Below are 12,278 nucleotides of genomic sequence, written 5' to 3'. Positions count from 1 at the left end.
GGTGAGCGGTGCCCGTGGAACCGGTCACCGGGAGGGTGATCGACGCGACCTGCTTGGAGGCGTCGAGGGAGACCTTCGTGGCGAAGACATAGGTCTTCACACCGTCCCGGCCACCGCTCGCGGTGTTGCGGTAGGCCGTCGTGACGGCCGTGGTGTCATCCGGAAGCGGCTTGCTGCCGCCTCCACCGAGTGTCCAGTCCGAGAAGCCCACCGTCCCCTTGGACGTGGTGCCGTCGGTGTACGTGACGGTCACCGTGCCCGAGACCCCGCTGCCGTCGGTCGGCGCGTTGGCCGCCGCGCCCAGCAGGCCCAGCGACGTACCGGACGTGCCGGCCGGCATCGGGATGGTCTGGCCGGCCATCTCCAGGTTGTCCGGCTGACCCGACGTCACCGTCGGCCAGGCGTAGGAGATGCCGTCGGCCGTGATGGTGGAGCCGTTGGTGACGCCTGCCGCCGAGAGGGCGTTCTGCGAGTACGCCCAGCCGCCGCCGTCGAACCCGGACGAGAAGTTCGAGCCGTCGGGGAAGATGCCCTCGTTGGTGTCGTACGGCCACAGGGCACCCGCCTTGGCCACGGCCACCCGGAGCGTCGCACTGCCGAGTGCCGCGCCTGTCGTGTGGTCGGTCAGGGCGAAGGTGACCGGGAAGGTGCCTTCGGTCGAGCCCGCCGTCACATGGACCTTCGTCTCGGCGCTGCCCGAGGCGGCCACCGTCAGAGAGCCGGACGCCGAGTCGAGCGTGACGCCCGAAGGTGCGGTGGCCTTCCAGTCCGCCGTGACGGACTTGCTGCCGAGGTTGGTCAGCTTCAGCGTGCCGTCACCGGATTCGCCGGGCTGGAGGACCAGACCGTCGCTGGTGGGACCGGTCGCGGCCAGCACCCGGTCACCGCCCGTGGTGTCCGACGGCGGTGCCGCCGACGGGTCGGACGCCCAGGAGGTGTTGGGCTGGGTGCCGAGCGTGAAGTCGAGCGTGGCCGCACCCGTGAACTGCTGGTAGGTCAGCCAAGAGGTCTTCCACGCCTTGCCCTTGACGTCGAGCGACTGCACGTACGGCGCGTCGGGTGCGGCCTGCGGCGCCTTGATCTGCACCGCCTTGCCGCTTGCGAGCGTCACCTTGGCCACCGGGAAGGCCGGGCTGCCGAGCACCATCGTGTCCGCGCCCGGGGTCTCGGGGTACATGCCGAGCTCGGACCAGACGTACCAGGAGCTCATCGCGCCGAGGTCGTCGTTGCCGAAGGAGCCGACCGGGGCGTTGAAGTACAGCTTCTGCTGCGCGTCACGCACGGCCGCCTGGGTCTTCCACGGCTCGCCCGTGTAGGCGTACTCCCACGGGATCTCGACGCTGGGCTCGTTGCTCAGGTCGGCGTCGGTGCCGCCGGGGTGGGCAACGTTGTCCAACAGGCTGTCCAGGTAGGAGGAGTACGCCTTCGCGCCGCCGCGTGCCTGGATGAGCTGCTGCAGGTTGAACGGGACCATCGGCGTGTACTGGGCCGACGTGCCCTCCACGAAGCCGTTGGAGGTGCCCGGGGTGAAACCCCCCGTGAACTGGCCGTCCTTGTTCTTTCCCTGCATGTAGCCGGTCTGCGGGTTGAAGACGTTCATCCAGTCCTGCGCGCGGGTGGCGAACTTCGTGTAGACGTCCTTCTTGCCCAGCGACTTCGCGAAGGCGGCGATGGCGTAGTCCGCCGAGTCGTACTCCAGTTGCGTGGAGACCGGTCCGTAGAAGTTGCAGCAGCCGTAGTCGTTCTCGTCGAGCGGGAGGTAGCCCTTCGCGTCCCGGACCGACTCGCCCGGGCGGTCGTTGTTCGGGACGGTGGCCTCGTGCTGCAGGGCGGCGAGCGCCTTGCCGGTGTCGAAGCCGCGGGCCCCGAAGGCGTACGCGTCGGCGATGATGCCGGCGGCCGGGTCACCGACCATCACATAGCTCTCGCCGTTGTTCGAGGCCCACTTGGGCAGCAGTCCGGTCTGGTCGTAGCCGTTGAGCATCGAGGTGACGACGTCGCTGGTGACCTTGGGCTCGACCATCGCCATCAGCTGGGTCTGGGAGCGATAGGTGTCCCAGCCCGAGTAGTTGGCGTACTGGGCCTGTTGCCCCTTGGCCAGCTTGTGGACCTGGTTGTCCATGCCCATGTACTGGCCGTCGGCGTCCGAGAAGACGTTCGGGTGCAGCAGCGCGTGGTAGAGCGCGGTGTAGAACTGCACCTGCTGGTCAGCGGATCCGCCGCCGATCTGGACCTTGTTCAGCACCGCGTTCCAGGCGTCGTGATTGGCCTGGCCGACGGTGTCGAGATTCCAGTTCTTGATCTCACGGGAGAGATTGAGCGCCGCGCCCGCATCGCTCGTGTACGAGATGCCGACCTTCGCGCGCACCGTCGGGTTGGCGGAGGTGTCGAACGTCAGGTACATCCCGTTGGCGCCCGTGGTGGGGGGCTCGTCCGCGCTGCTCGCCGCGGTCCTGCCGGAGGACGCCTGGGGCGTGCCACTGGCGCTCGGCGCCGGGGACGCGCTGCTGGAGCTGCTGGAGTGCGCGCCGCTGGTGCCGTGCACGATCGGGGACGGTGCCGCGGGAACCGTGAAGTGCTTCTCCTTGAGCGGCGTCGACGGGTGGGTCGGCAGACTCTGCCGTACCTTGCCCGCCTTCAGCGAGGTCGCGCTCGGGTTGATGGTGCTGCCGACCCACGTGCCGCTCGCGGTGAAGGGCTGGTCGAACTTGATGTCGAAGTGCAGCGTGTACCGGTTGCTCGCACCGCAGAAGTGCCCGCTGTCGACCGCGCCGCTGATCTCCTTCTTGTTCACCACCTGGACGCGGGTGCCGTCCACCTGCGTGGCGCCGCCGCTGAGCTTGAACAGCAGGTTCGCCTGCTTGCCCGCGGGGAAGGTGAAGGCGCCCAGGCCGGCGCGGGTGGTGTCGGTCAGCTGGGTCGTGACCCCATTGGCGTCGGTCACCTTGTAGGAGCCGATGCCCGCCTTCTCGTCGTCGTGGCTGAAGCCGACGGAGGTGCTGCCGAGGCTGCCGGACAGCGCGCCGGTCACCGGAAGGACGGGCAGGTCGCCGGCGACGCCGCAGCCAGGTCCCGAGACATGGGTGAGGCTGAAGCCGGAGAGCTTCTTGTCGTCGTACTCGTAGCCGCCACCCGAGGGACGGTCGGGGGTCGTGTCGGGGCCCCACTGCACCATCCCGGCCGGCATGTCGGGCCCGGGGAAGGTGTCCACCGCACCGGACGTGCCGATAAGGGGGTTGACCAGGGACGCGGGGTCCTTGACCAAGGCCGGTGCCGCGGCGCTCGCGGCATGGGCGCCGCCTATCGCGGGGAGCGGAAGCACGGCAATGCCCAGGACGGACACCACGGCCAGGCGTTGGCGGAATCTCTTGCGGTTACGGGGCTCGGCTGAGCGTCGGGGTCTGACCATCGGTTGCCTCCGCAGCGTTTCCCACTTCGCACATGAGGAGTCGACGCGCGGGAACTGAGGCACGCCGACGACAGGCAACAGTGCCGGTCACCCGAACGGCCTGACAACGTTGCCATGCACGAGAGTTGAGTGAAACGCCTGTGCTTGCGGCATGTCAACGAGACCAACAGAACTTTCTGATACCGAGGTTCACGGCCGGGAAGCTCTTGGTCCGCCGTTTACCTGGCTAGCGGGCCGTCGAGTACGGTCGGTGGCCACAACCCAAGTGGCCACAACCCAAGTGGCCACAACCCAAGTGGCTTAGGCGCCACCCAATGTGACGGGTAGTCGACCCGCGGGGAAACGCGGCCGAGCTCAGCCGGACTTCGCCATGCGTTCGAGGAGCGCTACAGCCCCTTCCGGCCCCGGCAGTGCGCTGATGGTGCGGGCCAACTCGCGCGCACGAGCGGCGTACGAGTCGTCGTCGAGCACGGTGTGAACCGCGTCGGCGATCTGCTCGGGCGTCGCGGACTCGCCGTCGAGGGCGATCCCCACACCGAGCCGTTCGATCTGTGCCGCCAGGGCGGGCTGGTCGGCCGCCGGGTTGGGCAGGGCGACGAGGGGCACGCCGTGAGCCAGGGAGGCGACGACGGTGCCATGGCCGCCGTGGGTGACCGTGACGGATGCGTGCGGCAGTACGTCGACGTGCGGCACGAACGGCACGAGGACGGCGTCCCCTTGCACCGCCACCCGGCTGACGTCGGCCAACCCCGTGGTGACCAGCACTCGGTGACGCTCGGCGGGGAGGGCGGCGAGGGTTCTGCCGATCCGTGATGCCTGATCCCACGCCTGGCCACTGGAGAAGCTCACCAGCACCAGCGGGCGCTTGTCCTGGGCCGGCCAGGGCCGGCTCCACGGTGCGCCACGACGGGGCTCGAAGACCGGTCCGACGTACTCGAGAGCCGGGGGCTCATGATGTGTGGGCGGGTCGAGGTCGGGGGCCCCGGCGCACACCACGGGGAAGTCCCGCCACGTGTCCCAGAGGGTGTCAACTGCGGGCAGACCGGCGTCGGTTCGGGTCTCGTTGACACCGGCGAGGGCAAGCTGGTCCAAGCCGCCGCCCGGTGGCACGAGTGCGTTCGGGGTGCTGTGCAGCAGGACCGCGGTGGGTACCGGCTCCCGTTCGGCCGCCGCCAGCGCGGCGAACATGAGGCAGTCGATCACCATCGCGTCGTAGTGCTCGGCGGCCAGCACGTCGGGGATGTCCCGCAGGTGCTGCCGACAGGCCCAGACCGCGTCGACCAGGACGGGCATCCAGTCCGGCGGTGGCGAGGTGGGCCACAGCTGCTGGGCACGGCCGAGCGTCCGGAACGGGAAGCCGAGGGAGGTATATCGCTCCCGCTGTCCGTCGTACCCGGCGAACGTGACCTCGTGCCCGCGGACCTTGAGGGCTGCCGCAAGGCCGATGGCGGGCGTCTGGTTACCCGCGCCGTCCCAGGTGACGAAGGCGAAGCGTGCCATCAGCCGTCCCCCAGCAACGAGTTGATCATCATGGTGAGTGTGACCTCGGCCTCGTGCCGCGGCCGTTGCATGTCCCGGCGCAGGAGCTTCCAGGTGTAGACGTCACTCATGCACACCAGGGCGTCGACGACCCGCTCCCGCTCGTCGCCGGAGTACCGCCGGAGCTGCGGTGCGAGCACGGCCTGGACCCGCTCCCGGTGCCGCTCCCGTCCGATGCGGACCACCGGCGCCACGGCCGGGTCGTGTTCGACGGCGAGGTTGGCGACCACCACGTCGCCGAACTGCTCGTAGTGGTCGAACCAAGTGCGCACGGCCTCGGGCACGTTGCCGGGCTCGGCCTGGTCGAGGTCCTCGCGCATTTCCTGGAGGACCTCGTCCAGAGCGCTGCGGAACAGCTCCGCCTTGCTGCCAAAGAGCCGCAGAACCGTCTGCACGGTGACCTCGGCCTGCGCGGCCACGTCGTTGAGGCGGATGTCCGACCGCAGGCGCCCCTTCAACTGCTGTACGGCGGCCTCCAGCACGCGGCTGCGGGTGCTCTCCGCGCTCGCCGCCCTGGCCCGCATCGTGTAGGGCCTTGCCGATTTCATATTAACGACACTAACATGAAATTGCTCGAAACTCCGCCGACTGACAGTCGGATGAGGCCGCTGCGAGGGGGACGGCGGCTCCGGAGACCGTAGGGCCACGACACCCGAAGCCTCCAAAAGGCGGTCGGCTTGGGTTCACGTGTGGTCGAACTCCGACTGCGGAAGCCGCAGTTACCGTTCAAGCCGCCTGCCGGGCCCCGCTCGTGCGGTCGGTGACGTCCTTGCGGGTGATCGACAGGTACACCACCAGGCCGAGGATGACCGCCAGGAACAGCACGCTGGTGACGACGACGCCGAAGCCCAGGCCGCCGTCGCCGGTCGGCTGGGACAGGTAGTCGCCGATCGAGGCGCCCAGGGGACGGGTGAGGATGTAGGCGATCCAGAAGCTCCACACGGCGTCCAGGCCGAGAGCGAAGTGGGCGACCGCCACGGCCCCGATGGCCAGGGCGAAGAGGACCGCAGACAGCCAGTAGCCGAGGTCCATCCGCTCGGAGACGAGGTCGCCGGCGGCGGTGCCCAGGGCGAAGGTGAACAGGACCGCGAGCCAGTAGAACGACTCGCGGCCCGTGGTGTCGATGCTGTGGATGGACAGGGTCCGCTCCCGCCGGTACCAGACGACGAACACGACCGCGAGGACGATCGCGAACACCGTGGTGCTGGTCTCCAGCGGTACACCCATGTTGTCGGTCAGGTTGTCGCTGATCAGGGTGCCGACGACACTGATCAGGGCGACCGCGAGCCAGTACACGCCCGCCCTGTAGGCCGCGGTGCGGAACTGGACCACCAGCACGACGGCCAGCAGCGCACTCATCAGCAGCGAGACGCCGGTCAGGCCGAGACCGGCCTTCTCGTTGAGCAGATCGGCCGCGGTCTCGCCGACCGTCGTGCACAGGACCTTGATGATCCAGAAGTAGACGGTGACTTCGGGCACCTTGTTCCAGCCCAGGCGGCGGGCGTGCCGCGCGGGGCCGTTCGCGTCCAGTGCGGCTTCCGGTGTGTCGGACAGTTCGTAGGTCATGAGGCACGACCGTGCCAGCGGTTACCTGAACGCTTCCTGACTGCGCCGCGCCCCCGGCTCGGCCCACGGCCATGAACACCGCCATCACCCGCACGGCCGGGTCGGGCCTGTTACTCACTTTCGGGTGAACGCCCTCGTCGAGGTGGGGTGGCGGAAACCGGCGTCCCGGCATGGCGGGCCAGTATTGCCAAGGAATATGCGCGTGACACTTCGTCAACATGCCGCACTCGGCCAATAGATGGGCAATACACTCGAGAGTTACAGAAACCTGTTGAAACCGCGTTTCCCTTCGCAATTCCCCCACACACCCGGTGCCCAAGTTGCACGATGCGGTGGTGCGGCCGACCGGCCCACGTTCAGCACAACACACCCCACCGGCCTGCGACTTCGAAGCCGCACCGGACCGGGATGTACGCACCTCGTGAAGGAGGACCTTGTGTCCGCTTCTTCTTCCGTCCGTCGTCTGACCGCCGCCGCTGCCATCGCCGTCGGCATCGTGGGTACGGTCGCGCTGCCGGCCACGGCCGCCGATCGCGACCACGACCACGACCACGGCCGTCGGCACGCCGAGGTCTTCATCAGCGGCGTTCAGCAGGCTCCCGGCTGGGAGACCCGCTCCAACCGCTCCCTGAACAAGGAGTGGGTGGAGATCACCAACAACACCCGCCGGACGGTGAACCTCGACGGCTGGACCCTCGCGGACAGGGAGGGCCACACCTACACCTTCGACCACTACCGCCTGGGCGGCCGCTCCACCGTGCGTGTGCACACGGGCATGGGCCGCGACACCCGGACGGACCTCTACCAGGACCGCCGCACCTCCGTGTGGGACCGCCACGCCGACACCGCGACCCTGCGCAACGATCACGGCCGCTTCGTCGACGACACCTCCTGGGGCCGGCACCACGAAGGCGGACACCGCCGGTGACAACGCCGTAGACGGCGCCACCGCACGAACCCGGCGGCGCCAGGTGGGCCATCCCTCGGGGTGGCCCACCTCTTCGCGTACGGCCGCACGGCCGGCGTTTCGCGTCCCCGCGCTCCACGCCCTCAACAACCCTCCGCCCGGCCGTCGTTCGCGACGTACGGCCGAGCCGCGTAACCACTCCGGCGCGAGAGGAGCCCGGGCGTCGGATGCGGGGTACCGTCGAGGGACGTCACGTCCGAACGCCGGCCGCCGAGTGACCCTCGGCAGCGGGATAAGTCATGGGTCCGGCCGCCCTACCAGAGGCGACGGCCGCCACCGTCGTGAGGAACGAGGCTCCCCTCCCCTTTTCCTCGCGCACGGTCCTCCGCGTCCGCGGGACGCGGGAGTCCACTCGTCAACGCGCCCGGAGGACCGGGGTTGCAGCCGCCGTGTCGGCGCGGCGGCTGCAACCGAAGCTGTCGACGGGCACCGGCCCCAACGTGTGGCTCAAGGTCACCTACGACCGGCCGAAGGATTCGACGACTCCGCGCCCGAGGCACGCACGGTGGTGCGGCCGGGCTTGTGGAGGTGCCGGGGCACGACGTCCTGCGGGAAGGTCAGCTGCTGGTTCATCCACTTCAGCGTGGCCGGCATCTCCCGTGTCCAGGTCGGGAAGTTGTGACTGCCCTGCTCGGGAAGGATCGACGCGACGCGCATGGGTGCCTTCACGGCCTTGATGAAGGCCAAGGTCTGCGGGTAGCCGCGCTCGCCGTGCTTGCTGTCGGCGACCAGGACGGAGACCTGCGGCACCGGCAGGTGCTTCAGCCGCCACATCAGGTCATGCCCGTTGACCCGGTTGACACGACCGAGGCCGCTGCCGAAGAGATTGCCGGTCGTGGGGTCGTCCTTGACCTTGTAGTCGGGCGAGAGGGCACCGGCCGTCGTGTAGACGCCGGGGTTGCGCATCGTCAGCTGCAGGGCGCAGCTGCCGCCGGAGGAGTAGCCCATGACACCCCACGAACTGGCGTCGTGACCCACCCGGTAGACGGACTTCAGGGCTTGCGGGAGATCCTTCGCCAGGAAGGTCTCGGTCTGCGGTCCGCCCGGGACGTTCACGCACTCGGTGTCGCGCGGCGGGGCGATCGTCGGCCGGATCATCACCATGATCGTCGGCTGCATCTGACCGCTCTTCTGCAGCTCGCCGGCGGTCTGCGACACCCGGAGGTACTGCGCGAGATTGAAGATGCTGCCCGGGTAGCCGCTGAGCGCGACGATCACCGGGAAGCGCTGCCGGTGGTAGGCCTTCTGGAAGTACTGCGGGGGCAGGTAGACGTAGGCCGGGTCGACGACACCCGTGCGGCGGCCGATGACCTTCACGGACTCGACCCGCCCGTTGACGGCCGCGGGCCCGGTGGGCAGTCCGCTCACCTTGCTCAACCGCCCGTCGCTGGAGGGCTGGATCAAGGCCCCCTTCACGGAGACGCCGGTCAGTGACCCGTCCCCGTTCTGGCTGGCCGCCTGTGTGACACCGACCGGGGCGGTGTCGACGTTGCCGAAGAGCTCGCCCCACGATCCGAAGAACTGGTACGACGAATTCAGCCAGCAGGCGAAGGCCGCGATGATCGTCACCTGGGTCACTCCGACGGCCGCCAGCCGTCCGAGCACCTGCCACAGACCCTGCCTGGCGAGCCGCGGCCAGAGCCAGACGAGCAGCGCCACACACATGGCGGCCACCGCCGCCATCACGTACACGGTCGTCTCGCTGGTCAAGCCCATGCCACTCAATCCCCGGTTTCCTTGCCCGTGGTCTTTCCGACACCCAGGAGGAGGGCTACGGGCCCTTCCACGTTCCCCAAGAAACGCTAATGGGACAAAGACCTCGGCCCCTCCGTGTGTCATCGGAAGGGCCGGTCGTACACCTGAGCAGGTGTCACTCGTCGCGAAGTGTCCTGCGGTATGTGACGCAGTCCTCATAGGCCGGGAGGAGGCCCTGCGCCTGTGCCTCGGCCAGCGAAGGTGCCTGCTCGTCCTTCGGGGAGAGCAGCGGCTCGATGCCGGCCGGCCACTCGATGGCCAGGTCCGGGTCCAGGGGGTGGATACCGTGCTCACGCTCGGGGGCGTAACCCTCGCTGCAGAGGTAGACGACCGTGGCGTCGTCCGTCAGCGCGAAGAAGGCGTGTCCGAGGCCCTCGGACAGGTAGACGGCGTGGTGACTCTGGTCGTCGAGCCGGACCGCCTCCCACTGCTTGTACGTCGGTGAGCCGACGCGGATGTCGACGACGACGTCGATGACGGCTCCGCGCACACACTTGACGTACTTGGCCTGGCTCGGCGGAACGTCGGCGAAGTGGATGCCGCGCAGGGTGCCCCGCTTGGAGACGGAGCAGTTGGCCTGCGCCAGGCTGAGGTCATGACCGGTCGCCTCGCGGAAATCGGCGCCCCGGAACCACTCGTGGAAGCTGCCGCGGTCGTCGGGGAAGACCTTGGGTTCCAGTACCCAAGCGCCCTCGATGCCCAGTGGTCGCACGTATCGATCCTCGCTCGCGTGGTGTCGGGTTACTTCTTGAGGGCCCGGCGAAGCCTGCCGGCCGCTCGGCGCAGGAACGTCGGTCCGCGACGGCGCGAGGCGGGCCTGCGCCGTCCGGGATCCTTGGCCGCCAGGTCGGCGGCCACGTCGGCGAGGTGCCTGACCTCGGCGTCGCCGCTCGCGGAGACGTCCAGGGCCAGCGGGAGTGTCACCGGCGCGCCGGCGTCGGCCGGCGGCAGCATGAGCCCCAGCTCCCACCGGCCGTCGCCCAGCTCACCGAGCGGCAGAGCGGCCCTCAGTTCGGCGGCCCGGCCGTCCGCATCGGCGGTCAGTGTGGCGGAGAGGCGCCGCGACCGGCCGGTCGCGGCGTTCGTCAGCTTCAGGGTCGCCTCGTTCTCGCCCCGGACGTGGAGCGGCAGGGCGACGGTGAGGCGGCCGGGGTCCGTGGTCACGGCGACGTCGGCGGGGGTGAGCCCGGCGAATTCGTACGCGATCCTGTCGGCGTGCTGGTCGACGTCGAGCGAGAGGTTGCCGTGCGGGTCGGTCCAGTACGGCAGGACCAGGTGGGCCGGGAAGCCGACGACGGCGGCGGCGCGTCCGCGGGCGGCCTCCTCGCTGCGCACGGAGCCGAGGCGGGTGTCCTTGGTCCAGCCGCAGGAAGTGATGCGGACGAAGACGTCCCAGATGCCCGCGTCCAGTCCGGCGCCGTTCGCCGCCGCCAGCGGGTCGATGCGGGAGGTGCCGCGCAGCACATGCCGGAAGTGCCCCGGCCGGCCCTTCACGGCGACCTTCTCCCGGGTGAACTCGACAGGCTGGAAGAACTCCGCGGCCATCGTGCGCTCCCGCACGACGAGGTCCACCTTGGACTTGGCCAGCGGGGCGGAGGTGTCCGAGCCGAGCTCGGCGATCGCGGCCAGGCTCTTCTTCGGCAGCGGCGGAACGAGCAGGTCCTTCTCGCCCTCGGCGCGGAAGGTGATGGGCTGACCGCCCGACTTGTACTCGGCGGTGAAGCCGACCGTCAGATTGCCGCCCTCCCAGCCGAGGCCGCCGAGGACGCCGGAGGCCTTGATGCCCGACTCCCACCGGGCGACCTCCTCGAGGTCGGCGAGCCGGCCGGCCACGATCAGGTCGGCGACGATCCGCTGCGTCGTCTGCAGACCGGCCGCGACACCGGGTCCGAAGCGCTCGACGACCACCTTGTGGATCTCGTCGAACAGCTCCCGGCGGTAGTCGGCGGGCAGCTTGAGCAGCCGCTGCCCGCGCATCCTCTCGACCATCTCGTTGCGCAGCCAGCGGCGGAAGAGGCGGTCGCGCAGCGGGCCGGGCTCGGTGAGCTCCTCCACGACGTCGAGGGCCTCGCGGAGGTTCTTGAAATAGCCGACCGGATCGAACCGCTGGAATCCCGCGTTCGAGGCGTCGTCGCGCTTGACGTGGTAGTAGCAGAGGTAGTCGCTGAGTACGGAGACGTTCTCGGCCCGCAGGTAGGCCTCCGTGACGAAGACGTGGTCCTCCAGGCGGCGGCGGCCCTCCATGTAGCGGAGGTCGTGCTGGTCCAGGAACGCCTTGCGGAACATCTTGTGCGGGGTGAGGCTGTCGATCAGCGGGGCGTTCTCGACGTTCGCGTACGGGCGGTTCTTGCGGAACAGCTCCCGCGGGACCGGGCGGCCCTTGCCGGCCATCTTGCCGACGACCACGTCGGCGTTGTGCTTCACGCCGTAGTTGTACATGCGTTCAAGCGCTTCGTCGCCGAGCCAGTCGTCGTTGTCCACGAACTGGATGTACTCGCCCTTGGCGGCAGCGATGCCGACGTTGCGCGGCTTGCCCGACCAGCCGGAGCCCTCCTGGTGCACGACGTGCATGTGGAGGTGCTCGGCCGCGAGCCGGTCCAGGCGTTCGGGTGTCTCGTCGGTGGAGCCGTCGTCGACGAAGATCGCTTCGTACTCGTCGGCCGGCAGGCTCTGGCGCAGAAGAGACGCGATGCAGTCCTCGATGTATGTGCCCGGGTTGTAGACCGGGATCACGACGCTCACCTTGATCGGCACGTGTCTTCTTCCGTCTCCGTTGCTGAATGACTTCGTGACGGCCTTCTCGTCCCTGTAGGGCACGCAGGCATGGCACCCGGCCCGCCGGGCGCCGCCACCGGTTCGACTACGTCCTGTACGACTTAACCTACTACATGTCGTAGAGAGCGGCCATCGAGACCCGCCGCCGTCGGCAGCGGCCCAAAAGCGCAGCTCACCGCCGATCAGGACGCGTCCCTGAACCGTGTAAGCCCGTGAGGACCGTCCTGCGCCGCATGGGGCGGAGCGCCGTTGTCAGTGCCGGCTGAC

General features: G+C 69.1%; 8 protein-coding genes. 1 reads left to right on the top strand and 7 read right to left on the bottom strand.

Annotated features, from left to right (window positions below):
• From ACFU97_RS12810 to ACFU97_RS12795, 4 genes are all read right to left on the bottom strand, one after another.
• A partial coding sequence (locus ACFU97_RS12810; RefSeq protein ID WP_384254700.1) for a GH92 family glycosyl hydrolase occupies positions 1-3,409 on the bottom strand: 3,409 nt, incomplete at its 3' end.
• Positions 3,410-3,763: 354 nt separating this feature from the next.
• On the bottom strand, positions 3,764-4,909 hold the full coding sequence (locus ACFU97_RS12805) for a glycosyltransferase (RefSeq protein ID WP_384254698.1): 1,146 nt from the start codon (positions 4,907-4,909) through the stop codon (positions 3,764-3,766).
• On the bottom strand, positions 4,909-5,496 hold the full coding sequence (locus tag ACFU97_RS12800; RefSeq protein WP_384254697.1) for a TetR/AcrR family transcriptional regulator: 588 nt from the start codon (positions 5,494-5,496) through the stop codon (positions 4,909-4,911). Before ACFU97_RS12800 ends, ACFU97_RS12805 begins: the two co-directional genes overlap by 1 nt.
• Before the next feature lie 178 nt (positions 5,497-5,674).
• Positions 5,675-6,514 (bottom strand): hypothetical protein, encoded by an 840-nt coding sequence (locus ACFU97_RS12795; protein ID WP_384254694.1) that lies wholly within the window; start codon positions 6,512-6,514, stop codon positions 5,675-5,677.
• 436 nt (positions 6,515-6,950) lie between these two features.
• Between ACFU97_RS12795 and ACFU97_RS12790 the strand changes: the two genes are divergently transcribed.
• On the top strand, positions 6,951-7,442 hold the full coding sequence (locus ACFU97_RS12790) for a lamin tail domain-containing protein (protein WP_384254692.1): 492 nt from the start codon (positions 6,951-6,953) through the stop codon (positions 7,440-7,442).
• Positions 7,443-7,934: 492 nt separating this feature from the next.
• Here ACFU97_RS12790 and ACFU97_RS12785 read toward each other — a convergent pair whose 3' ends face one another.
• From ACFU97_RS12785 to ACFU97_RS12775, 3 genes are all read right to left on the bottom strand, one after another.
• Positions 7,935-9,197 (bottom strand): alpha/beta hydrolase, encoded by a 1,263-nt coding sequence (locus ACFU97_RS12785; protein ID WP_384254690.1) that lies wholly within the window; start codon positions 9,195-9,197, stop codon positions 7,935-7,937.
• A 154-nt stretch (positions 9,198-9,351) separates the two neighbouring features.
• Positions 9,352-9,948 (bottom strand): dTDP-4-dehydrorhamnose 3,5-epimerase, encoded by a 597-nt coding sequence (gene rfbC / locus ACFU97_RS12780; RefSeq protein ID WP_384254687.1) that lies wholly within the window; start codon positions 9,946-9,948, stop codon positions 9,352-9,354.
• A gap of 29 nt (positions 9,949-9,977) precedes the next feature.
• Entirely contained in the window at positions 9,978-11,990 is a 2,013-nt protein-coding gene (locus ACFU97_RS12775) for a glycosyltransferase family 2 protein (protein ID WP_384254684.1), read from the bottom strand.
• Positions 11,991-12,278 lie beyond the last annotated feature (288 nt).

It is taken from the genome of Streptomyces sp. NPDC057616 (genome assembly GCF_042800575.1).
GTDB lineage: Bacteria > Actinomycetota > Actinomycetes > Streptomycetales > Streptomycetaceae > Streptomyces.
The sequence above is the reverse complement of the archived record's forward strand: the minus strand, read 5'-3'. Positions and strand labels throughout refer to the sequence as shown.

Bases quoted from the DNA above. Each gene is read 5' to 3' on its own strand.
- ACFU97_RS12805 (WP_384254698.1), bottom strand. From the start codon at position 4,909: ATGGCACGCTTCGCCTTCGTCACCTGGGACGGCGCGGGTAACCAGACG.
- ACFU97_RS12800 (WP_384254697.1), bottom strand. From the start codon at position 5,496: ATGAAATCGGCAAGGCCCTACACGATGCGGGCCAGGGCGGCGAGCGCG.
- ACFU97_RS12795 (WP_384254694.1), bottom strand. From the start codon at position 6,514: ATGACCTACGAACTGTCCGACACACCGGAAGCCGCACTGGACGCGAAC.
- ACFU97_RS12785 (WP_384254690.1), bottom strand. From the start codon at position 9,197: ATGGGCTTGACCAGCGAGACGACCGTGTACGTGATGGCGGCGGTGGCC.